Origin of the sequence: Actinoplanes sp. G11-F43 (assembly GCF_050589265.1) — a bacterium.
Taxonomy (GTDB): Bacteria; Actinomycetota; Actinomycetes; order Mycobacteriales; family Micromonosporaceae; genus Actinoplanes.
Genome location: NZ_JBNZCE010000017.1, coordinates 417,273 through 437,146, shown reverse-complemented (window position 1 = coordinate 437,146; position 19,874 = coordinate 417,273). Strand labels below are relative to the sequence as shown.

26 protein-coding genes are annotated in these 19,874 nt (G+C 70.8%); 20 read left to right on the top strand and 6 right to left on the bottom strand.

All coding sequences use genetic code 11. The features are described from left to right. Nucleotides 1-3: 3 nt before the first annotated feature. From ACQ0O7_RS20825 to ACQ0O7_RS20780, 10 genes are all read left to right on the top strand, one after another. Nucleotides 4-627 carry a HEAT repeat domain-containing protein gene (locus tag ACQ0O7_RS20825; RefSeq protein ID WP_430783800.1) on the top strand — a complete coding sequence of 208 codons (624 nt, stop codon included), beginning with the start codon at nucleotides 4-6 and terminating at the stop codon, nucleotides 625-627. Further along, nucleotides 624-1,493, top strand: a complete 870-nt coding sequence (locus ACQ0O7_RS20820; RefSeq protein WP_430783799.1) for a CheR family methyltransferase — start codon at nucleotides 624-626, stop codon at nucleotides 1,491-1,493. The genes ACQ0O7_RS20825 and ACQ0O7_RS20820 overlap by 4 nt, the downstream gene beginning before the upstream one ends. Further along, nucleotides 1,493-1,894 carry a response regulator gene (locus ACQ0O7_RS20815; RefSeq protein WP_430783798.1) on the top strand — a complete coding sequence of 134 codons (402 nt, stop codon included), beginning with the start codon at nucleotides 1,493-1,495 and terminating at the stop codon, nucleotides 1,892-1,894. Before ACQ0O7_RS20820 ends, ACQ0O7_RS20815 begins: the two co-directional genes overlap by 1 nt. Next, on the top strand, nucleotides 1,891-4,239 hold the full coding sequence (locus tag ACQ0O7_RS20810) for a chemotaxis protein CheA (protein WP_430783797.1): 2,349 nt from the start codon (nucleotides 1,891-1,893) through the stop codon (nucleotides 4,237-4,239). The genes ACQ0O7_RS20815 and ACQ0O7_RS20810 overlap by 4 nt, the downstream gene beginning before the upstream one ends. Then, nucleotides 4,220-4,495 carry a hypothetical protein gene (locus tag ACQ0O7_RS20805; RefSeq protein WP_430783796.1) on the top strand — a complete coding sequence of 92 codons (276 nt, stop codon included), beginning with the start codon at nucleotides 4,220-4,222 and terminating at the stop codon, nucleotides 4,493-4,495. Before ACQ0O7_RS20810 ends, ACQ0O7_RS20805 begins: the two co-directional genes overlap by 20 nt. Then, nucleotides 4,492-4,863: a response regulator gene (locus ACQ0O7_RS20800; RefSeq protein ID WP_430783795.1), complete on the top strand. Its 372-nt coding sequence runs from the start codon at nucleotides 4,492-4,494 to the stop codon at nucleotides 4,861-4,863. Before ACQ0O7_RS20805 ends, ACQ0O7_RS20800 begins: the two co-directional genes overlap by 4 nt. Nucleotides 4,864-4,895: 32 nt before the next feature. Continuing rightward, nucleotides 4,896-5,942, top strand: coding sequence for a methyl-accepting chemotaxis protein (locus ACQ0O7_RS20795; protein WP_430783794.1), 1,047 nt, complete (start codon nucleotides 4,896-4,898; stop codon nucleotides 5,940-5,942). Nucleotides 5,943-5,964: 22 nt separating this feature from the next. Next, nucleotides 5,965-6,237 (top strand): hypothetical protein, encoded by a 273-nt coding sequence (locus tag ACQ0O7_RS20790; RefSeq protein ID WP_430783793.1) that lies wholly within the window; start codon nucleotides 5,965-5,967, stop codon nucleotides 6,235-6,237. A gap of 28 nt (nucleotides 6,238-6,265) precedes the next feature. Further along, a complete protein-coding gene (locus tag ACQ0O7_RS20785; RefSeq protein ID WP_430783792.1) occupies nucleotides 6,266-6,844 on the top strand; it encodes an HhH-GPD-type base excision DNA repair protein in 579 nt (192 codons plus the stop codon). A 66-nt stretch (nucleotides 6,845-6,910) separates the two neighbouring features. Further along, nucleotides 6,911-7,279 carry a DUF3099 domain-containing protein gene (locus tag ACQ0O7_RS20780; RefSeq protein WP_430783791.1) on the top strand — a complete coding sequence of 123 codons (369 nt, stop codon included), beginning with the start codon at nucleotides 6,911-6,913 and terminating at the stop codon, nucleotides 7,277-7,279. 26 nt (nucleotides 7,280-7,305) lie between these two features. Here the strand turns inward: ACQ0O7_RS20780 and ACQ0O7_RS20775 are convergent, their stop codons facing one another. Together ACQ0O7_RS20775 and ACQ0O7_RS20770 are read right to left on the bottom strand one after the other, a co-directional pair. Further along, the gene (locus ACQ0O7_RS20775) at nucleotides 7,306-8,193 is read right to left on the bottom strand and encodes a carbohydrate kinase family protein (protein WP_430783790.1); all 888 of its coding nucleotides are present in this window, start codon (nucleotides 8,191-8,193) and stop codon (nucleotides 7,306-7,308) included. Next, on the bottom strand, nucleotides 8,193-9,143 hold the full coding sequence (locus ACQ0O7_RS20770; RefSeq protein WP_430783789.1) for a pseudouridine-5'-phosphate glycosidase: 951 nt from the start codon (nucleotides 9,141-9,143) through the stop codon (nucleotides 8,193-8,195). Before ACQ0O7_RS20770 ends, ACQ0O7_RS20775 begins: the two co-directional genes overlap by 1 nt. A gap of 156 nt (nucleotides 9,144-9,299) precedes the next feature. On the opposite strand from ACQ0O7_RS20770, the gene ACQ0O7_RS20765 reads away from it, so the two are divergent. The 5 genes from ACQ0O7_RS20765 (at nucleotide 9,300) to ACQ0O7_RS20745 (ending at nucleotide 12,763) form a co-directional block, all read left to right on the top strand. Next, complete coding sequence (locus ACQ0O7_RS20765; RefSeq protein ID WP_430784013.1) at nucleotides 9,300-9,524, top strand: DUF3039 domain-containing protein; 225 nt, start codon at nucleotides 9,300-9,302, stop codon at nucleotides 9,522-9,524. Nucleotides 9,525-9,531: 7 nt separating this feature from the next. Next, a complete protein-coding gene (locus ACQ0O7_RS20760; RefSeq protein ID WP_430783788.1) occupies nucleotides 9,532-10,146 on the top strand; it encodes a trimeric intracellular cation channel family protein in 615 nt (204 codons plus the stop codon). Nucleotides 10,147-10,238: 92 nt separating this feature from the next. Next, nucleotides 10,239-11,969 (top strand): DEAD/DEAH box helicase, encoded by a 1,731-nt coding sequence (locus ACQ0O7_RS20755; protein ID WP_430783787.1) that lies wholly within the window; start codon nucleotides 10,239-10,241, stop codon nucleotides 11,967-11,969. Between the two features lie 63 nt (nucleotides 11,970-12,032). After that, a complete protein-coding gene (locus ACQ0O7_RS20750; RefSeq protein WP_430783786.1) occupies nucleotides 12,033-12,530 on the top strand; it encodes a hypothetical protein in 498 nt (165 codons plus the stop codon). Further along, the gene (locus tag ACQ0O7_RS20745) at nucleotides 12,530-12,763 is read left to right on the top strand and encodes a helix-turn-helix transcriptional regulator (protein ID WP_430783785.1); all 234 of its coding nucleotides are present in this window, start codon (nucleotides 12,530-12,532) and stop codon (nucleotides 12,761-12,763) included. Before ACQ0O7_RS20750 ends, ACQ0O7_RS20745 begins: the two co-directional genes overlap by 1 nt. Nucleotides 12,764-12,863: 100 nt before the next feature. Here the strand turns inward: ACQ0O7_RS20745 and ACQ0O7_RS20740 are convergent, their stop codons facing one another. Together ACQ0O7_RS20740 and ACQ0O7_RS20735 are read right to left on the bottom strand one after the other, a co-directional pair. Beyond that, entirely contained in the window at nucleotides 12,864-13,106 is a 243-nt protein-coding gene (locus tag ACQ0O7_RS20740) for a DUF7455 domain-containing protein (RefSeq protein WP_430784012.1), read from the bottom strand. Between the two features lie 266 nt (nucleotides 13,107-13,372). Then, nucleotides 13,373-14,902: an RNA polymerase sigma factor gene (locus ACQ0O7_RS20735; RefSeq protein WP_430783784.1), complete on the bottom strand. Its 1,530-nt coding sequence runs from the start codon at nucleotides 14,900-14,902 to the stop codon at nucleotides 13,373-13,375. Between the two features lie 255 nt (nucleotides 14,903-15,157). Here ACQ0O7_RS20735 and ACQ0O7_RS20730 point away from each other — a divergent pair, with 255 nt between their 5' ends. Continuing rightward, nucleotides 15,158-15,979, top strand: coding sequence for an inositol monophosphatase family protein (locus ACQ0O7_RS20730; RefSeq protein WP_430783783.1), 822 nt, complete (start codon nucleotides 15,158-15,160; stop codon nucleotides 15,977-15,979). Nucleotides 15,980-15,990: 11 nt separating this feature from the next. Here the strand turns inward: ACQ0O7_RS20730 and ACQ0O7_RS20725 are convergent, their stop codons facing one another. Beyond that, entirely contained in the window at nucleotides 15,991-16,542 is a 552-nt protein-coding gene (locus ACQ0O7_RS20725) for a LytR C-terminal domain-containing protein (RefSeq protein WP_430783782.1), read from the bottom strand. Between the two features lie 346 nt (nucleotides 16,543-16,888). Here ACQ0O7_RS20725 and ACQ0O7_RS20720 point away from each other — a divergent pair, with 346 nt between their 5' ends. Together ACQ0O7_RS20720 and ACQ0O7_RS20715 are read left to right on the top strand one after the other, a co-directional pair. After that, nucleotides 16,889-17,185 carry a DUF4193 domain-containing protein gene (locus ACQ0O7_RS20720; protein ID WP_014446959.1) on the top strand — a complete coding sequence of 99 codons (297 nt, stop codon included), beginning with the start codon at nucleotides 16,889-16,891 and terminating at the stop codon, nucleotides 17,183-17,185. 132 nt (nucleotides 17,186-17,317) lie between these two features. After that, nucleotides 17,318-18,145, top strand: coding sequence for a hypothetical protein (locus ACQ0O7_RS20715; protein WP_430783781.1), 828 nt, complete (start codon nucleotides 17,318-17,320; stop codon nucleotides 18,143-18,145). On the opposite strand, the gene ACQ0O7_RS20710 is transcribed toward ACQ0O7_RS20715, so the two are convergent. Then, complete coding sequence (locus ACQ0O7_RS20710) at nucleotides 18,108-18,608, bottom strand: DUF3093 domain-containing protein (protein WP_430783780.1); 501 nt, start codon at nucleotides 18,606-18,608, stop codon at nucleotides 18,108-18,110. The genes ACQ0O7_RS20715 and ACQ0O7_RS20710 overlap by 38 nt on opposite strands. 92 nt (nucleotides 18,609-18,700) lie before the next feature. Here ACQ0O7_RS20710 and dut point away from each other — a divergent pair, with 92 nt between their 5' ends. After that, nucleotides 18,701-19,153 (top strand): dUTP diphosphatase, encoded by a 453-nt coding sequence (gene dut, locus ACQ0O7_RS20705; RefSeq protein ID WP_430783779.1) that lies wholly within the window; start codon nucleotides 18,701-18,703, stop codon nucleotides 19,151-19,153. A gap of 30 nt (nucleotides 19,154-19,183) precedes the next feature. Then, nucleotides 19,184-19,837: a DUF3710 domain-containing protein gene (locus ACQ0O7_RS20700; RefSeq protein ID WP_430783778.1), complete on the top strand. Its 654-nt coding sequence runs from the start codon at nucleotides 19,184-19,186 to the stop codon at nucleotides 19,835-19,837. The last annotated feature ends 37 nt before the right edge of the window (nucleotides 19,838-19,874 follow it).

Here is a 19,874-nt window from a genome sequence, read left to right as displayed (position 1 = left end):
ACGATGGGACTCGTCCGCAAACAGGCGCCGGAACAGCCGGAGGAGGCACCGGAGCGGCCCTCGGCCGAGGCATTGCTGAGCCGGCTGGACGACCCGGACGCCGATCAGCGCCGGGAGGCCGCGCTGGGTCTGGAGGGGGCGGCCGAGGCGGTGCCGGCCCTGCTGACCCGGGTGAGCGCCGAGGAGGACCCGCGAGTCCTGGAGTCCGTCCTCACCACGCTCGCGGCGCACGACACCGACGAGGTCGCGGCCGGTCTGGCGGTTCATCTCGCGAGCGACGAGGCGGCCCTGCGCACGGCTGTCGCCGCCGCTCTGGCCACCATGCCCCGGTCGGTCCCGGCGCTGCTGCCGGCCCTGCTGGCCGCCCCGGACCACGACGTCCGGGTGATGACCGCGATGGTCCTGGCCGACCTGCAACATCCGGAGGCGCATGCCTGGCTGGTCCGGATGATCGAGGACGATCCGCATCCCAACGTGGTGACCGGCGCCATCGACGCGCTGTTGCCGTCGGCCGACGCCGACGACGTGCCGCTGCTGGAACAGGCGGTGGAGCGGTTCCCGGACGATCCGTTTCTGCGATTCACCGTTCAAGCGGCACTGCCCCGCCTGAACGAGACGGCGCGATGACGAGCGCGACCGCCGGAGCCACGCTCTCCGACGCCGACTTCACCCGCTTCTGCGAGTACTTCTACAAGCGCACCGGCATCCACTTCACACCGGGCAAGCGGTACTTCGTGGACAAGCGGATCGAGACGTGCATCCGTAACTCCCGGTACGACACGTTCGCCTCCTGGTTCGCCGCCCTCCGGACCTCCGACCGGGGCGACATGGTGCAGGACCTGATCAACCAGTTGACCGTCAACGAGACGTACTTCCTCCGCGAGGACTACCAGTTCGACGCGATGCTCAGCACGGTGCTGCCGAACGTGCTGGCGGCCCGGGGCGGGGTGAACCGGATCGTCGGGCCGGTGAAGATCCTCTCGCTGCCCTGTTCGACCGGGGAGGAGCCGTACTCGATCGCTCTGCGCCTGCTGGAGGAGTGGAGCGAGATCGACCATGTGGACGTGGAGATCCACGGCGCGGACATCGACAGCGAGGTGCTGGCCAAGGCGGGACACGCCAGTTACGGCGAGCGCTCGTTGCAGCGGGTGCCGAAACCGTGGCTGGCGAAGTACTTCGTCTCCGTCGGCTCCGGCCGTTATCAGGTCGAGGAGGGCATCCGTGGTGCGGTCACCCTGCACCGGGTGAACATCTGCGACACCGCGGCGATGCGGGCCTTCCGCGACTTCGACGTGATCTTCTGCCGCAACGTGCTCATCTACTTCGACGAGCTGTCCAGCCGGCGCGCGGCGGAGAACCTCTACGGGGCGATGCGTCCCGGCGGCTACCTCTTCCTCGGCCACTCCGAGTCGATGAGCCGGATCTCCCCGATCTTCACGCCGACCCGCCTGCCGGAGGGCCTCGTCTACCAGCGACCGACCGGAGCCAAGTGATGACCTCGGACAGCGTGACCCGGGCCCGGGTGCTCGTGGTCGACGACGCCGCCACCGTGCGGCTCTACCACTCCAGCCTGCTCGGCGGCGCCGGGTTCGAGGTGAGCGAGGCGGCCAACGGGCTGGAGGCCGTGGAGGCGGCGCTCGGGACCGAGTTCGACCTGTTCGTGGTCGACGTGAACATGCCGAAGATGAACGGATACGCCTGCGTCGAGTCGCTGCGGTCGGAGACCGTCCGCAGCGCCGCCCCGGTCGTGATGATCAGCACCGAGGACCGGCCCGGGGACGCCGACCGGGCCTACCGGGCCGGCGCGAACCTCTACCTGGTCAAACCAGTCGCCGGGGATCGCCTGGTGCGGGTGGCCACGATGCTGACGGCCGTCAAGGAGGCCGTGGCATGAACCCGCTGCTCGCTCAGTTCCTGGCCGAGGCCAACGACCTGCTCGCCCAGGTGGACGAGGGGCTGCTCCAGCTGGAACGGGATCCCGGTGATCCCGAACTGGTCAACGAGGTGTTCCGGGCCGCGCACACCTTCAAGGGCTCGTCCGGGCTCTTCGACTTCCCCGAGCTGACCCGGCTCACCCACGCCGCCGAGGATCTGCTCGACGCGGTCCGTGGCGGGCGGCTCGCCCTCGACTCCGGGATGACCGACGACCTGCTCGCGTCGTTCGACCTGATCCGGGGCTGGCTGGCGCATGTCACCGCGCACGAGCGGCTGCCGGCCGGCGCCGGCACCGAAGCGGCCGGCCTGATCACCCGGTTGCGGGCCCCGCTGGGAGGCGAGGCGGTGGCGGCCCCCACCACCACGGCCGGCCCGGCGCCGGTGATCAGCACGGCCCCGGAGTGGCTGGCCTGGCTGGACGCCGAGTGGCTCACCGAGATCGCGAGCTGGCTGGCCACCACCTCGTCGACGATGAGGTTCGTGCGCTACCTGCCGGACGACGACTGCTTCTTCCGGGCCGAGGACCCGTTGCACCTGGTCCGGCAGGTGCCCGCACTGGAACGGCTCGGCCTGATCCAGCCGGAACAGTGGCCGGTTCCCGACGACTACGACGAGTACACCTGCCTGATCTCCTTCGTGGTGGCCACCCGGGCGTCGACCGGTGAGCTGGAGTACCTGTTCCGCTACGTGCCCGACCAGATCCAGATCGTCGAACTGGACTCGGACGCGATCACCCGGCACCTCAGCGGCGAACCGCCGCTGCACACCGAGGAGGCGATCGCCGTCGCGGTCACCCCGGTGATCGACTCCGCGCTGGCCGCCGACGCGCGGGCCGTCCTGCACGCCGCGCACCGCATGCTGACCATGGAGGACCTGGTCGTCGAGGGTGCCCGGCTGGCCTCGGTCCGGCACGCGGTCGCTTCGGCGGCCTGGGCCCTGGGCGTGCCGGTCGACCTGGCCGAGGCCGGGCCGCCCGCGCTGATCGCGGCGGTCGACCTGCTGGCCGGCGAGGCGGCCCCGGCCCCGGTCGCGGCGGTGGCGCCGGTGCACGACACGCCGGTCCGGGCCGAGGACCGGGTCGAGGGCCGCGCCGACGATCCGGGTGGCCAGGTCGGCATCCGGGTGCTCAAGGTCGACCAGGAGAAGGTGGACCGGCTGATGGAGCTGGTCGGCGAGCTGAACGTGGCCAAGAACGGGCTCACCTTCCTGGCCGCCGCCGCCGAGGAGGAGTTCGGCAGCCGGGCGCTCAGCCGCCGGATCAAGGATCAGTACGCCGGCATGCACCGGATCGCCGAGGAACTCCAGGCCGCCGTGATGGATGTCCGGATGCTGCCGCTGTCGGTGGCGTTCAGCCGGTTCCCGCGGCTGGTCCGTGACCTCAGCCGGCGGCTCGGCAAGACCATCGAGCTGGTCACCGAGGGCGGCGAGACGATGGCTGACAAGGATGTCATCGAGGCTCTCGGCGACCCGCTGGTGCACCTGGTGCGCAACAGCCTCGACCACGGCATCGAACCGCCCGACGAGCGGAGCGTACGGGGTAAGGCGCCCACCGCCCGGCTCACGCTCACCGCGGTCGCCGACGGGGACGCGGTCATCGTCGAGGTGGCCGACGACGGCCGTGGCGTCGATCCGGAGCGGGTCAAGCACAAGGCGTACGAGAAGGGTCTGATCTCCGAGGAGGAGCTGGAGACCCTGAGCGACACCGACGCGGTGGATCTGGTGTTCCGCCCCGGGTTCTCCACCGCCGACCAGGTGTCCGACCTGTCCGGCCGGGGGGTCGGGATGGATGCCGTCCGGGCCAGCGTGGAGAAGCTCGGCGGCAGCGTGACCATGCGCTCGAAGCTGGGCCAGGGCACCTCCACCCGGCTGCGGCTCCCGCTGTCGATGGCGGTCACCCAGGTGATGGTGGTCAGCGTCGCCGGCCAGCGGTTCGGTATCCCGGTGGACCTGGTGGTGGAGACGGTCAAGGTGCCGGCCGGCGGGATGGGCCGGGTGCTGCACCAGGACGTGGTGATGATGCGCGGCGAGGTGGTCCCGGTGATCGACCTGGCCCGTGCCCTGGACATGCCCTGGTCGCTGGCCGAGGGCGCGGACCGCCCGATCCTGGTGGTGAGTGTCAACGGCCAGCGTGTCGGCCTGCTGGTCGAGCAGTTCCACCGCGAGGTGGACGTGATCCTGAAACCGATGGAGGGCCTGCTGGCGTACGCCGCCGAGTTCTCCGGCACCGCGTTGCTCGGTGACGGCCTGGTGCTGCTGGTGCTCAACATGAAGGAGGTGCTCGGTCTTGCCGCTCGAGTTGCATGAGGAGACCGCGAACCTGGTCGGGGTGGTCACCGTCGACGAGGTCGAGCCGCTGGTCGTCTGGCTGCGCAACGCCAAACGGCCCCGGGTCGCCCTGCGCCGTTGCAACCATCTGCACACCGGCGCACTCCAGGCTCTGCTTCTTTTCCGTCCGAAGATTTCTTCAGCACCGAGTGACGCCTTCCTGGCCTCGCAGGTGTTGCCACTGCTCACCGGGGGCGGTGGTCCAGCCATCAAGCAGGGAAGTGATTCCTCATGACCACTGTGATGCTCGTCGACGACTCCGCCACCATGATCATGAGCCTCAAGTCGATCCTCACCAAAGCCGGGTACACGGTGGAGACCGCCGGCCACGGCAAGGAGGCCCTGGACAAGCTCGGCAAGGGCGTCAAGCCGAACCTGATCATCAGCGACGTCAACATGCCGCAGATGGACGGGATCACCTTCGCCCGCGAGGCCCGCAAGGCCCCCGGCATGCGGTTCACCCCGATCCTGATGCTGACCACCGAGTCGGAGCAGACCAAACGGGCCGAGGCGAAGGCCGCCGGCGCCACCGGCTGGCTGGTCAAGCCGGTCGGCCCGGACCAGCTCCTCGGTGTGATCAAGCAGGTTCTTCCCGGGGCCTGAGCGGACCGGTAGAGGCGAAACGGAGGTATCGCATGGCAGGCCTGCTCCGGAAGCTCTCGATGACTTCCGCCGAGCCGCAGGACGACGGGCTGCGCGGCGATGTGGTGGCGGCGGCCCTCGACGCCGTCCCGTCCTACTGTGACGTGGTCGACGGCCATGTGCGCGACGTCATCGATCAGACCGGGGAGGCCGCGGAGGCGATCGTCCGGCAGCTGTTGAAGGTCGACTCGCTGGCGGAGGTGATGGCCGGGGACGTGGCCCAGCTGGCCGGCACCCTCAGCCGCACCGAGACCGAACTGAGCCGGATCACGTCGAGCAACGACCAGCTCGTCGGCCGGCTGATCGCCTATTTCCTGCATCGCGACCACCAGATCCGCACCCTGGTCGATCAGATGCGCGACCTCGATCAGCACGTCAAGCAGATCGAGGAGGTCAGCCGGGCGACCAACATCCTGGCCCTCAACGCGATGATCGAGGCGGTCCGGGCCGGGGAGGCAGGGGAGGGTTTCTCGGTCGTCGCCGACGAGGTCCGCAAGCTGGCCCACCGCTCCGCCGAGGCCGCCCACGGCATCGGCTCCAGCATCGGCGACCTGACCGCCAAGCTGGACGGGGTGCTCTCCGACGACACCCAGTTCGACCGGGCGGCGGATCTCGCGCCGGCTGACGAGGAGACCGCGATGACCCGGCGGCTCGGTGGCATCGCCAACGCCCAGCGAGAGATGTCGGAGATGGTCACCAGCATCCTCAAGGACACCGTGACCGCGGCCGAGCACGTGCGGACCAGTTCCGGCGCGCTCAGTTCGGAGACCACCGGCGCCGTCGGGCACGTCCAGTTCCAGGACATCAGCCGGCAGATGCTGGAACATGTCGCCGAGGCGGTCGCCGACGTCCGGAGACAGACCGAGGACGTCGGCAGGTACGTCCGTGGCGCCCTCACCGAGGAGGAACTCCTCTCCCGGGTGATCAGCGTGGAGGATCTGCGGAGACGGCACGTGATGTCCCGGCAGCGGTCCACCCACGCCCAGGAGACCGGCGGCCCGGTCCAGAACGACGCCGAACCGCTCATCGAACTGTTCTGACCAGCCCGTCGAGAGGTACCCCATGGCCCGCGCCGAGGATCACGGCCAGGATCGGCCGACCGAGAAGGACGCCGTGAAGGCCCTCGCCGACCTGGTCGGCGCGCAGATGGCCGAGGGACTGTGGAACCTGTCGGTGCAGGCGCTCGGCCTGCACCGACCGGTCGAGACTCCGGCCGAGCTGCGGCGGGTCGCCGAGCACGTGATGGAGATCGGCGAGCTGAGCCGGGTCGCGGGCCGCTCGCTGAAGGTGCGGATCATCACCTACGAGGCCCTGGCCCGGACCGTCCAGGCCTGAGCCCGGACCGGCATAGCAAGATGAGCGCATGACATTCTCGCTGCCCATCCCGGCTGAGGCCAACGACCTGCTGAACCGTGACCCGCTCGCGGTGACCCTGGGCATCGTGCTGGACCAGCAGATCACCCTGGAGAAGGCGTTCACCTCGCCGTGGGTGCTGGCGCAGCGTCTCGGGCACACCCCGTCCGCCGCCGAACTGGCCGGCTTCGACCCGGAGGCGCTGGTCGCGATCTTCTCCGAGCCGCCCGCCCTGCACCGCTTCCCGAAGGCGATGGCGGCCCGGGCGCAGGAGGTGTGCCGGGTGATCACCGACGAGTACGACGGTGACGCCGCCGGGCTCTGGACCGGGGTGGCCGACGGCGCCGAGCTGTACCGGCGGATCCTCGCCCTGCCCGGCTTCGGCAAGCAGAAGGCGCAGATCTTCGTCGCGCTGCTGGGCAAGCTCTACGACGTGCGCCCGGACGGCTGGCGGGCGGCGGCCGGCGGGTACGGCGAGGAGGGCTCCTACAAGTCGGTGGCCGACATCGTCGACGCCGAGTCGCTGGGCCGCGTGCGCGCCTACAAGAAGCAGGTCAAGGCCGCGGCGAAGGCGGCTGAAGAGGCCTGAGTCCCGACCCGCTGGGCGGGACGGCCCGCCCGGTGGGAGGATGACGGGGTCGATCGGAGACCTCGCGTGAAGAAGCAACCGGTGTTGATCACCGACGCCGCTCGCAGCCAGGACGACCAGCTCCGCAGCCGGCAGATCCGCTACGTCACGATGATGAGTGTGCGCGCCGGGTGCCTGATCCTCGGCGGGGTCCTGATCAGCGCGCGCGTCCCGCTCCTGCCGCTCTGGCTGATCCTGTGCGCCCTCGGCATGGTGCTGCTGCCGTGGATGGCGGTGCTGATCGCGAACGACCGCCCGCCCAAGACCCGGGAGGAGCGGGCCGCCGACGCGGCGGCCCGCGAGGACGTGCGCCGCTCCCTGACCAGCCCGGCCCCGGAGCCGTCGCACGTCACCATCGACGCCGAGATCGTCGAGGAGGCCCGCCCGCGGGACTAGGTCCTGGGTGGCAGACCCCACAGGACCTAGGCTCCGGGTGGCGCCGGGCGGGCTCCGATCCGGGAGACCGCCGCCGCGCCGAGCACGCCGCCGGCCCGCAGCGCCGCCTCCGGGCCCGCGCCGGTGGACCAGGCGCTGAGCAGCCCGGCCGCGAAGGCGTCACCGGCCCCGGTCGGGTCCTTGACCGGCACGGTCTCGGCCGGCACCGTCCACAGGCCGCCGTCCCGGGACGCCCACAGCGCCCCGTCGCCGCCCCGTTTCAGCACCACGTTGCGCACGTGCGCGGTCAACCGCACCGCCTGTTCGGCGGCCGAGCCCGGCCCGGCCAGCACGTCCGCCTCGTCGGCGTTGCACAACAGCAGTTCGGTGTCGCGTACCCAATCAAGGAAATCCCCGGCGGACCGCAACGGTGCCGCGGACGCCGCGTCGACGCTCACCCGCAGTCCCCGCCCGGCGGCGGCGGTGAGGGCCGCCAGGCCCGCCGGACGGGAACCGGCATGCAGCAGCGGATAGCCGGACAGGTGCAGGTGACCGCCCCGGGCGGCGCCGGCGACGGCCGCGGTGACGTGCTCCGGGCCGATCCGCAGGGACGCGCCCCGATCGGTGATCATGGTGCGCTCGGTGACGCCGGTGAGCACCACCACGCTGCCGGTGGCCACCCCGGGCAGCACCTCGACCGCACACCGCACCCCGGCCGCGGTGAGTTCGGCCACCCGGTCCCGGCCGGGCTGGTCGTCGCCGACCGCCGCGATCAGGGTGACCTCCCGCCCGGCGTGGGCCAGCCAGGCCGCCGTGTTCGCGGCCTGGCCACCACCGGCGACCCGGATCGCCGCGTCCGTGTCCGAGCCCGGCTGGATCTCTCCGGCGTGCTCGACCAGGACGTCGGTGACCAGGTCGCCGACCACCAGGATCATTACGCGGGTACGGCGAAGCCGAGCGGTGCGGCCGAGCTGTCCCCGGCCGCCGCGGCGATCTTCGCGGCCAGTGCCGCGTTGCGCAGGATGATCCGGATGTTGACCTCCAGGCTCTTCCCCTCGGTGCTGGAGTGGAAGTGGCCCAGCAGGAACGGGGTGACCGCCTTGCCGGTGATGTTCTGCTCGGCCAGCAGGCCGAGGCCGGTGGCCAGGGTCCGGTCGTGCAGCGCCGGGTCGAGCTGCTCGTCGGTGGGCAGCGGGTTGGCCAGCACCAGCGCGCCCTCGGTGACGCCCTGGTCGGCGCGCGCGGAGATGAAGTCGGCCACCTGCTCGGGCGAGTCGAGCGCCCAGTCGATGTCGAAGCCGCCGTCGGTGATGAAGAAGCCGGGGAAGCGGCGGGTCCGGTAGCCGGCCACCGACACGCCGAGCGTCTCCAGCCGCTCCAGGGTGGCGCCCACGTCGAGGATCGACTTGACCCCGGCGCAGACCACCACGATCGGGGTGCGGGCCAGGGCGGTCAGGTCGGCGGACTCGTCGTAGGTGACGTTCGCCTCCCGGTGCACCCCGCCGAGCCCGCCGGTGGCGAACACGCCGATGCCGGCGGCCGCCGCGATCGCGCTGGTGGCGGCGACCGTGGTGGCCCCGTCGGCGCGCCGGGCGGCGGCGATGGCCAGGTCCCGCACCGACAGCTTGGCCACCGACTCGGCCGAGGCCAGCCGCTCGACCTGGTGGTCCTCCAGGCCGACGATCACCTCACCGTCGATCATGCCGATGGTGGCCGGGACGGCGCCGTTGTCCCGGACGGCCTGCTCGATCTCCCGGGCGACCCGGATGTTGTCGGGGTGCGGGAGGCCGTGCGAGATGATCGTGCTCTCCAGAGCCACCACCGGACGGCCGTCCCGGCGGGCACGGGTCACGTGCTCGCCGTATCGAATCGCGAAGTCAGTCACCGGTAAACCGTACGACTCTCGGGTCTCTCGCCGACGTTGGACCGGTCCGGCGTGAGGTGTCAGACTTACGGGCTGGAGCTTGGCTTTCCTCAGACCCGGCTTTTCCCGGTCAGACTCGGCTTTCTCCGTCAGACCCGGCTTTTCTCAGAAGGGCAGATAACCGTGAGCACCCAGATCCTCGAACGTCCGGAGACCCAGGACACCGACACCGGTCCGGAGATGTTCCACTACGTGCGCAAGGAGAAGATCGCGGAGAGTGCCGTGATGGGCAACTACGTGATCGCGCTGTGCGGCGAGACGTTCCCGGTGACGAAGTCGCCGAAGCCCGGGTCCCCGGTGTGCCCGCAGTGCAAGGAGATCTACGAGGCGATGAAGGCCTGATCCGGGCGTGACGGGCGGATACGCACTGCTCGTCGCGGATCTGATCGGTGTCGCGGTGTTCGCCGCGTCCGGCGCTTCGGCCGCCGTCGCGAAACGGCTCGACCTGTTCGGGGTCGCGTTCGTCGGTTTCGCGGCCGCGCTCGGGGGTGGCATCCTGCGCGACCTGGTGATCGGCGCGGTGCCTCCGCTGGCGTTCGCCGACTGGCGGTACGCGATCACCGCGGTGACCGCCTCGGTCGCGGTCTTCTGGCTGCACCCGGCTCTGCACCGGGTGCGCCGGACCGTGCTGGTCCTGGACGCCGCGGGCCTGGGCCTGTTCACCGTCACCGGCACGCTGAAGGCCCTGGAGGCAGGGTTGCCGGCGGTCGGCGCCTGCCTGGTGGGGATGCTCACAGCGATCGGCGGTGGCCTGACCCGCGACCTGCTCACCGGTGAGATCCCGGCGGTTCTGCAACGAGAGATCTACGCGGTGGTCGCCCTGTGCGGCGCCGTGCTGGTGGCCGTCCTGTACCGGTTCGGCCAGGCACATCTGCTTCCGCTGGCGGCGGCGGCCGTGGCGATCACCGGGCTGCGGATCCTCGCGCTGTACCGGCGATGGTCGGCTCCGGTGGCGGCGCCGTAACCGGCGAACCGCAACGTTCCACGGCTATGCTGGACCCCGCCTCCGCGCCCTTCACCGCGGAGGCTTTTCCGTGGAGAAGGGATCTTCGCAGCTTGAGCCCGCCTGTGCCGAACCTGGAGATCTTTCCACCGCTGCGGGACTGGCAGCGCAAGGCGATGGTGACGTATCTCCGTCGCCGTTCCGAGGACTTCATGGCCGTGGCGACCCCCGGCGCCGGCAAGACCACCTTCGCGCTGCGGATCGCGGCCGAGATGCTCGTCGACGGCACCTGCGACGCGGTCACCGTGGTCTGCCCGACCGAGCACCTGAAGACGCAGTGGGCGCAGGCGGCGGCCCGGGTCGGCATCCAGCTCGACCCGCGGTTCCGCAACTCGGACGTGCACTCGTCCCGCGACTTCCACGGTGCGGTGCTGACGTATGCCCAGGTCGGCATGGCCCCGGCCGTGCACAAGCGGCGCACCCTGGCCCGCCGCACGTTCGTGATCCTCGACGAGATCCACCACGCCGGCGACTCCCGGACGTGGGGCGACGGGGTCAAGGACGCCTTCGAGCCGGCCGAGCGGCGCCTGCTGCTGACCGGCACCCCGTTCCGGTCCGACGAGAACCCGATCCCGTTCGTGCTCTACGAGCGCGGTCAGGACGGGGTGCAACGATCAAAGGCCGATTCGGTGTACGGGTACGCCGACGCGCTGAAGGACCGGGTCGTCCGCCCGGTGCTGTTCATGGCCTACTCGGGGGAGACCCGGTGGCGCACCAACGCCGGTGACGAGCTGGCCGCCCGTCTGGGCGAGCCGATGACCAAGGACCTGGTCGCGCAGGCGTGGCGGACCGCACTGGACTACCGGGGCGAGTGGATGCCGCAGGTGATGCGGGCCGCCGACTCCCGGCTCTCCAGGATCCGCGAGCACGGCATGCCGGACGCCGGTGGCCTGGTGATCGCGAGTGATCAGACCGCGGCCCGGGCGTACGCGAAGCTGCTCCACGAGATCTGCGGCGAGCCGGCCACCGTGGTGCTCTCCGACGACGACGGCTCGTCGGGCCGGATCGCCGAGTTCGCCGACTCGGACAAGCGCTGGATGGTCGCGGTCCGGATGGTGTCCGAGGGTGTCGACATCCCGCGCCTGGCCGTCGGGGTGTACGCCACCAGCGCCTCCACCCCGCTCTACTTCGCCCAGGCGATCGGCCGGTTCGTCCGGGCCCGGCGCGAGGGCGAGACCGCCACCGTGTTCCTGCCCAGCGTCCCGCACCTGCTCGGGCTGGCCTCGGAGATGGAGGCGCAGCGCAACCACGTGCTGGGCGCGCCGAAGGAGAAGGACGGCCTGGACGACTCGACCCTGGAGCGGGCGCAGCGGGCCGAGGACGCCCTCACCGACCTGGACAAGAAGTTCGAGGCGCTGTCCGCGGTCGCCGAGCTGGACCACGTCATCTACGACGGCACCGCGTTCGGGATGGCGGCCCGCACCGGCACCCCGGAGGAGGCGGACTATCTGGGGCTGCCCGGCCTGCTCACCCCGGACGAGGTCACCACGCTGCTGAACAAGCGGCAGTCCGAGCAGATGGCCGCGCAGAAGCGGCAGCAGGCCGAGGAGGCGAAGAACGCCGAGCCCGTGGTCCGGGAGGCGGTGGTGCCGATGAGCGCCGGGGAGCGCCGCAACAGCCTGCGCCGTCAGCTGAACACCCTGGTCGCCGCACACCACCACCGGACCAATCTGCCGCACGGGAAGATCCACGCCGAGTTGCGGCGGATCTGCGGTGGCCCGCCCAGCGCCCAGGCCACCATCGAGCAGCTGGAGGAGCGGATCGCGACCATCCAGTCGTTCTGATGTACAGGAGACTTGACGTTAAGAGGACTTGACGTCAAGTCTCCTTAACATCAGAATAGAGGCATGACGACGACGCTGATGGATCGTTTTGTTCGCTGGAACCTGGACGCCGACGGTGACCTCTACGGTCGCGACGAGCGCGAGCGCCAGCGGTGGTACGAAGCGTCCACCGTGATGGCCCAGGTCCAGTCGATAGCCGTGCCGTGGGCCGCCGCCGCGCTGGTCTGGGCGGTCGGCGAGCCGGTCGCCAAGCCGCTGGTCCTGGTGCTGGCCGCGATCCTGCTCCCGGTCATGTTCACCTCGATCTGGGTGCAGACCAAGCGGGTCGACACGGTCCCCCGGGAGTGGACCGGCAAGCGTCTGCTGGTCTCCACCCTGCTCGGCCTGCCCTACCTGGTGTTCATCATCGGCTACCTGTTCCACGTCTACCCGGAGTCGACGATGTGGCGCTCGGCGCTGATCGGCGCGGTCCTCGGTGGCGCGGCCGGCGGGATCGCCCAGGCCGTGCACACCCGCCGGGCCCGCCGCCGGGACGCGGTGCCGGTCGGGGACGAGGACTGATGGCCCCGCCCGGCCCGGTCCGGTCCGCCGAGCCCGACGGCGCGATCGGGACCCGGATCAAGGAGGCCCGCAAGGCCGCCGGATTCACCCAGCAGAGTATGGCCGCCGAGGTTCAGGTCAGCCGGCAGACGGTGATCGCGATGGAGAGCGGCGACTACGCCCCCTCGGTCCACCTGGCCATCAAAGTGGCCCGGGCACTGGGGACCACGGTCGAGGCGCTCTGGGGGCCGTAGCGGCCGTCTCAGGGCGTGCGGCGAGGCACGCAGAAAGGGCGCTCCCGACCTCGGGGGCGCCCTTCCTTCGTCACGTCTTCAGTTGGGGGGACCGCTGCTGCTAGTTGCTGGAGTTCGACATCATGTCCGCACCGCGCCAGGTGAACTCGGGATCGGCCGTGTACTGCACCGCGATCTTCACCAGGTCATTGGCGTACCGGTTGGCGTGGTGGCCACAGAAAACCAGTTCACTGCCACCCGCCAGGGTCAAACGGAGCTTCCCGGCTGCATTGCAGCGGTCGCACCGTTCATCGGCTGCGGGGCCGGCCACACTTCCGGCCGGCGGCGTGAGGGTCGGGGTCATCGCCTTCCTCCTCTGTTCGTCACCGATGAACATGTTCCTCGGCTACTGCTCACACATCGTGCAACACCCTGCACCGTTGCAGCCTTCCCACTGTGCCCCGGGGGGACCGAGGTCACACCGGCCATCCGGGCCCGGTGCGGTGGTTCCAGCTAGTGTGCCGTGATCCAAGGGTGCCACGTCAACGATCACTTCTGCACAACGGTCTGATCACCACCCGTTGATGTACGGGTGGTGACCATTCAGACACGGAATGTTGACTGATCGGTCTAGTCCAGGTAGTCGCGCAGAACCTGCGACCGCGACGGGTGCCGCAACTTGGACATCGTCTTGGACTCGATCTGCCGGATCCGCTCACGGGTCACCCCGTAGACCTGGCCGATCTCGTCCAGCGTGCGCGGCTGACCGTCGGTCAGGCCGAACCGCAGCCGCACCACGCCCGCCTCGCGCTCGGAGAGCGTCTGCAGCACCTGCTGGAGCTGATCCTGCAGCAGCGAGAACGAGACCGCGTCGACCGCGACGACCGCCTCGGAGTCCTCGATGAAGTCACCGAGCTGGCTGTCGCCCTCGTCGCCGATGGTCTGGTCCAGCGAGATCGGCTCCCGAGCGTACTGCTGGATCTCGAGGACCTTCTCCGGAGTGATGTCCATCTCCTTCGCCAGCTCCTCCGGGGTGGGCTCACGGCCCAGGTCCTGGAGCAGCTCACGCTGGATGCGGCCGAGCTTGTTGATGACCTCGACCATGTGCACCGGGATGCGGATGGTGCGGGCCTGGTCGGCCATGGCGCGGGTGATGGCCTGCCGGATCCACCAGGTGGCGTACGTGGAGAACTTGTAGCCCTTGGTGTAGTCGAACTTCTCGACGGCGCGGATCAGGCCGAGGTTGCCCTCCTGGATCAGGTCCAGGAACGCCATGCCGCGACCGGTGTAGCGCTTCGCCAGCGACACCACGAGCCGCAGGTTGGCCTCCAGCAGGTGGTTCTTGGCCCGCTCGCCGTCCCGGTTGATCCACTTGAGGTCGCGCTCGAAGTTGCGCTCGAGCGACTCCTCGCCCTCGTCGGCGGCCCGCAGCCGCTCGGCGGCGTAGAGGCCGGCCTCGATCCGCTTGGCGAGCTCGACCTCCTGCTCCGCGTTGAGCAGCGGAACCTTGCCGATCTGCTTGAGGTAGGCGCGGACCGAGTCGGCCGAGGCGGTCAGCTCCGCGTCCCGGCGGGCCTGCTTGAGGGCCTCGGACTCCTCGTCGTCCCACTCGAAGTCGCCGTCGGTGGCCGAGCTGGCGGCGTCGGTCGCGGCGGCCGCGACCATCGCGGCCGGCTCCTCGACCACCACGTCCTCGACAGCGGCGGCCAGCTCCTCGGGGCTGATCTCCTCGCCCGGAGCGCCCTCGCCGGCCTTGCCGGGCGCCGCCTTCTTCACGGGGCCGGTGGCCTTCGCGGCGGCGGCCTTGCGGACCGGCGCCGCCTTCTTCGCCGGGGCGGCCGCGGGGGCCGCCTGCTTCGGGGCGGGCGCCGTCTTCTTGACCGGTGCGGTCTTGGCGGTGGTGGCTCGGGACGCCGGGGTGGTCGCGCGGGCCGCGGCGACCTTACGGCGGGTGCTGGCGGAACCGTCGACCACGACGGTGACGCCGGCGTCCACCAGCCCGCGCAGGATCTTCTTGGCCTGCGCCGGGTTCACCGAGGCGGACTCGAGCGTGTGCGCTACCTGGGCCGATGTGAGTTGCCCGCCAGCACCCTGAGCATGGGTGATCAAGGCCTCGGTGAGAGAGCGAACGTCGGCACCGTTCTGGTGGGCTTCTGTCACGAATGACCTTCCGGAGGCGATGAGGTTGGGCACGGCCATGGTCCAGCGCAGCACGCGGGGGCGAGTGAGCCGGAATCGGTTTTGGAGACTCCCGGGTCACGGACCGTCCCGGTGGTGTCTGGTCCGTGAAGCGGGTGCAGGGGTGAATTGTAGCGCTGCTTACCGAGATCCTCCGCCCACAGCACGCCGCCGGAGCCCGGCGACCTCGCCGAAGACGCCTGACGCGAGAATGGTATCGGCGGAAAGGACCCATACGTGAGTGAGATTCCGGTGGTATCGACACCTGACGAGTTGTTGGCGATCGCCCTCCCGGTGGCGCGCGAGGCGGCCGCGACGGCCCGCCGGATGCGGGACGAGGCGATCGGCGACGTCCAGACGAAGAGCACCGACACCGACGTGGTGACCGCGGCCGACAAGGCGGTCGAACGGCAGGTGGTGGACGCACTGCTGGCGCTGCGGCCGGGCGACGGGGTGCTGGGGGAGGAGTACGGCGACTCGGCCACCGTGGCGCCGGGCGCGGTGCGCTGGATCCTGGACCCGATCGACGGCACGGTGAACTACCTGTACGGCCTGCCTCAGTACGCGGTCTCGCTGGCCGCCGAGGTGGACGGCGCGGTGGTGGCCGGCGTGGTGATCAACGCGGCCACCGGTGACGAGTGGACGGCCACCCGGGGCGGCGGAGCCTGGCGGGCCGGGCGGCGGCTCACCGGCTCGGCCCGGACCACCCTGGACCAGACCCTGGTCGGCACCGGGTTCGGTTACGACCCTCGGCGGCGAGCCCATCAGGGTGCAGTTCTGGCCCGCCTGATCACCCGTGTGCGTGACATCCGCAGATTCGGTGCGGCGGCCCTGGACCTCTGCCACGCTGCCGAGGGGTCGCTCGATGCCTATTTCGAGAAGGGACTGAATCTGTGGGACCACGCGGCCGGCGGCTTGATCGCGGCGGAGGCCGGACTCACCGTGGCCGGGCTCTCCGGGGCGCCGGCCGGCAAGGAGATGCTCGTCGCGGCGCCACCGGCGATCTTCCCGGCCCTGCACGCGGCGCTCGTCGAGCTGGACGCCGCGGGCGGGGCGTAGGGACCCCCGGACTACTCGCTGTCCTTGGGGGCCTCCTCGACCGGCTTGAGGCACGAGCCGGGCGGCAGGGTCGGCTCGCCCATCGCGCCGAGGGACTGGTTCACCTCGGTCGTGGTGGCGAGCTGCTGGAACTGGTTGCCGATGACGATGTCGATGACGTCGCCCTCGCGCTTGGAGTTGTAGACCATCTTCGACTGGGCCAGGAAGTAGGCCCGCAGCAGCTGGGCGTCGCCGGCGGTCTCCGGGCCGAACCGGATCTCGGCGACACCGTCGAACTTGGTCTTGCTCTTGCCGGGGTTCTTCACGGTGAACCGCCGGTTCTGGAACTCGGTGGTCACCTGCTCGGCCAGGCCGGCCCGGGTGGTGCCGTTGTAGACCTTGACGGTGACGTCCACCGGGTCGGTCGGCAGCCGGATGTCGGCCAGCGGGGCCCCGGCGGGACACTCGCCGCCCGCCGAGAGACCACGCTGCGAGTCCCGGACGAGGGTGACGACGACGAAGACCACAGCGGCCACGGCGAGCACACCGACGACGACGAGCGCTCGGACGCGGGCAAAGCTCATGGGGCTGGCTCCAGGATCGGAAGAGGGAACCGGGTAAGGTGCCCGGACCTGTCGAGAGGTTAGCGTCTGTCCGCCAGGGGCGCGGAAACAGGGAATGCTTCCGGCGCGTTGACGATGATCCAGAGGCTGGTGCCCCTACTTTGATGTCGCCTCAGTCACATCGGGAACAATGTGCCGCCAGAGCGCGTACAACCCTGCCGCGACAGCGGTAGGGTTCCGCGCTCGCCACGGCCGTTTCCGGTGTAGAAACCGGTGTCGGAAATCGGCCGGCGGAACCGGGAACCGAAAGACTGTCAGCGGCGTTACAAACGCCAAATGACACATCGATACAGGAGAGTGAAAACCGATGGCCACCGACTACGACGCCCCGCGTCGCGATGAGGTCGACCTCGGCGAGGACAGCCTCGAGGAGCTCAAGGCCCGTCGCGCCGACTCGCAGTCGGGCGCAGTGGACGTCGACGAGGTCGAGGTGGCGGAGAGCTTCGAGCTGCCCGGCGCCGACCTCGCCGACGAGGAGCTCACCGTCAAGGTTCTGCCGATGCAGACCGACGAGTTCCGCTGCTCCCGCTGTTTCCTCGTGCATCACCGGAGCCAGCTGGCGACGGAGCGCAACGGGGAGCTGATCTGCCGCGAGTGCGCCTGAGCGCACTCGCGCGCAGCGCGGCACCACCACCCGATCGCGGCCACCGCGGTCGGGCGTACGAGGTTTGACACGGGGTTTGACCCTGGGGCGTGACCGGGAAAAGGACCGGTGACGCCCACGGGAAGGACGACGATGAGCCAGCCGGATCGTGCGACCGAGCCCGACACCGTGCCGGGTACCGAGATCGTGCCCGCCGCTGCCCGGATACCGGACGACGAGGTGGGCCGCACCGTCGCGGCTCTCACCGCGGACGATCTGGAGCCCGGCGGGCGACGCCGGCTCCTGGGCCGGCTCGCCGGCCACGTCCGCGGTAGTGGCGTGGGCCGGTTGTTCAAGCCGAGGGCGGCCGTCCGCTGGATCGCGGACCAGGTCGCCGAGGTGGCGCCGCACGTGCCGGTCCGGGACCGGGACACGCTGCGCCGGCACTTCCCGGGCATGGACGACCGGGAGCTGGCCGAGCGCCTGATCCGCAATGCCGCGCGGGCCACCGCCGGGGTCGGCGCGGCCGGTGGCGGGATCGCCGCGGTGGAGTGGGTCGCCGCACCGACCCTGCTGTCCGCGCCCGTGCTGCTGGCCACCGAGACGGTGGCGGTGGTGGCGATCGAGATCAAACTGATCGGCGAGCTGCACGAGCTCTACGGGCACCCGATCGGCGGGACCGGGCCGGAGCGCGCGGTCAAACTCGTCGAGGCGTGGTCCGGGCAGCGCGGGGTCAACCCGATGGTGCCCGGCGTCGGCGTGGCCAAGGTGCTGGGCACGGCGGCCCGCAAGGAGCTGCAGAAACAGCTGATGAAGCGGTTCGGGCGGAACCTGACGACGCTCGGCCCGATGCTGACCGGCGCGGCGGTCGCCAGTTACCTCAACCGGCGGGCCACCCGGACGGTCGGCGACAACGTGCACGCCGACCTGCGCAAGAAACCCCTCAGGACGACGTCCGTTCGGCCCGCGCTCGGCGACTGACCTCCAGCAGCGCGGTCGCCAGCTCGACCGGCCGGCGGGTGCTGACCACCCAGTACGGCGTGGGGTCGGCCGGATCGTCGAGCAGCACCTGCACGGCGGTGCCGATGGACGACTTCTGCACCACGAAGGCGAGCGGGTGGGCGCCCACCCCGAGCACCTCGCGCTTGCCGGCCGCGTCCAGCGCCACCACGTCGGAGATGTGCTCGACCGGCAGACGGGCGTCGTCGACCCGGAACTCGTCCGCGGTCACCTCGACCCGAAGTCGGCCCATCGGGGCCAGGATCAGCAGGCTGAGCGGGAGGAACACCGCGTACGGCAGCCAGATCGGCAGCTCCGGAGTGGCCAGCATCAACTCGGTCGCCAGCACCGCGCCCGCGCCGAGACTGGCCGGCCAGGCCCACCACGGGAGCCGGAGCCGTTCCTGATGGGCGGCCACCGTGCGGGCCGGGGACTCTGCTGTCACCCTCGAAGGGTACGGCGCGCCTCCGTGGCGTGACGCGGCAGGATGGCAGGGTAGTTGCCGCCCGCAGTGCCCGCGCCAGTGAGGAACACCCCGTGCCCGACGTGAACGTTCAGGTTCTCCGGCTCGACCCGGATCTGCCCCTGCCGGCCTACGCGCATCCCGGCGACGCCGGTGCCGACCTGGTCGCCGCCGAGGAGACCGAGCTCGCCCCGGGCGCCCGGGCGAAGGTCCGGACCGGAGTGGCGATCGCGCTCCCCGAAGGGTTCGTCGGGCTGGTGCACCCGCGCTCCGGTCTCGCCGCTCGGCTGGGGGTGACGGTCCTCAACGCGCCCGGTACGGTCGACGCCGGTTACCGCGGCGAGATCCTGGTGAACCTGATCAATCACGATCGGGAGACCACCGTCAAGATCTCCCGGGGCGACCGGATCGCCCAGCTCGTGATCCAGCGGGTGGAGCGTGCGGTGTTCCACGTGGTGGACACCCTCGACGACACCGCGCGGGGCGCCGGCGGGCACGGTTCGACCGGCGGCCACCAGGCCCTCTGAGCTCCGAAGAAGAAGGAAAGGCTGGCAGTGATGTTCTCCCGTAAGCGCGATGCCGCCAAGCACGTCCGTGCGGCTGACGCGCCGCCCTCGAAGGCGCTCGCCGACAGCCTCGCCTCCGACGGTGAGGCGCCGGCTCCCGAGTTCGGCCCGTGGGACGCCCGGCACGCCCCGGCCGGGGTGCAGCGCCTCGACCTGGGCAGCCTGCTGATCCCGGCGATCGAGGGCGTCGAGGTGCGGGTGCAGGCCAACCCGGAGGGTGGCGTGGAGCAGGTCGTCCTGGTGGACGGCGAGAGTGCCCTGCAGATCGGCGTGTTCGCCGCCCCGAAGACCGAGGGCATCTGGTCCGAGGTGCGCGAGGAGATCGCCGGCGCGATGGCCGCCGACGGGGTCGCCCCGCGCGAGGTGGACGGGAAGTACGGCGTGGAGCTGCACGCCCGGGTGAACACCCCGGACGGGCCGGCCGACGTCCGGTTCGTCGGTGTGGACGGCCCCCGCTGGATGGTCCGCGCGCTCTACCAGGGCGCCGCCGCCTCCGACCCGGGCCGTGAGGGTGTGCTCGGCGTGGTCCTGGAGGGCCTGGTCGTGGTCCGTGACAACGAGCCCCGCCCGGTGCGCGAGCCGCTGCCGATGCGGCTGCCGAAGGAGATGGCCGAGCAGCAGCAGGCCGCCGCCCAGGCCGAATAGGCGAGAGGTGGCCTAGATCACCGGGTTCCTCGGGCGT

Bases quoted from the DNA above. Each gene is read 5' to 3' on its own strand.
- ACQ0O7_RS20785 (WP_430783792.1), top strand. From the start codon at position 6,266: ATGACATTCTCGCTGCCCATCCCGGCTGAGGCCAACGACCTGCTGAAC.
- ACQ0O7_RS20715 (WP_430783781.1), top strand. From the start codon at position 17,318: ATGAGCCAGCCGGATCGTGCGACCGAGCCCGACACCGTGCCGGGTACC.
- ACQ0O7_RS20795 (WP_430783794.1), top strand. From the start codon at position 4,896: ATGGCAGGCCTGCTCCGGAAGCTCTCGATGACTTCCGCCGAGCCGCAG.
- ACQ0O7_RS20790 (WP_430783793.1), top strand. From the start codon at position 5,965: ATGGCCCGCGCCGAGGATCACGGCCAGGATCGGCCGACCGAGAAGGAC.
- ACQ0O7_RS20720 (WP_014446959.1), top strand. From the start codon at position 16,889: ATGGCCACCGACTACGACGCCCCGCGTCGCGATGAGGTCGACCTCGGC.
- ACQ0O7_RS20725 (WP_430783782.1), bottom strand. From the start codon at position 16,542: ATGAGCTTTGCCCGCGTCCGAGCGCTCGTCGTCGTCGGTGTGCTCGCC.
- ACQ0O7_RS20745 (WP_430783785.1), top strand. From the start codon at position 12,530: ATGGCCCCGCCCGGCCCGGTCCGGTCCGCCGAGCCCGACGGCGCGATC.
- ACQ0O7_RS20740 (WP_430784012.1), bottom strand. From the start codon at position 13,106: ATGACCCCGACCCTCACGCCGCCGGCCGGAAGTGTGGCCGGCCCCGCA.
- ACQ0O7_RS20700 (WP_430783778.1), top strand. From the start codon at position 19,184: ATGTTCTCCCGTAAGCGCGATGCCGCCAAGCACGTCCGTGCGGCTGAC.
- ACQ0O7_RS20815 (WP_430783798.1), top strand. From the start codon at position 1,493: ATGACCTCGGACAGCGTGACCCGGGCCCGGGTGCTCGTGGTCGACGAC.
- ACQ0O7_RS20750 (WP_430783786.1), top strand. From the start codon at position 12,033: ATGACGACGACGCTGATGGATCGTTTTGTTCGCTGGAACCTGGACGCC.
- ACQ0O7_RS20775 (WP_430783790.1), bottom strand. From the start codon at position 8,193: ATGATCCTGGTGGTCGGCGACCTGGTCACCGACGTCCTGGTCGAGCAC.
- ACQ0O7_RS20800 (WP_430783795.1), top strand. From the start codon at position 4,492: ATGACCACTGTGATGCTCGTCGACGACTCCGCCACCATGATCATGAGC.
- ACQ0O7_RS20820 (WP_430783799.1), top strand. From the start codon at position 624: ATGACGAGCGCGACCGCCGGAGCCACGCTCTCCGACGCCGACTTCACC.
- ACQ0O7_RS20825 (WP_430783800.1), top strand. From the start codon at position 4: ATGGGACTCGTCCGCAAACAGGCGCCGGAACAGCCGGAGGAGGCACCG.
- ACQ0O7_RS20810 (WP_430783797.1), top strand. From the start codon at position 1,891: ATGAACCCGCTGCTCGCTCAGTTCCTGGCCGAGGCCAACGACCTGCTC.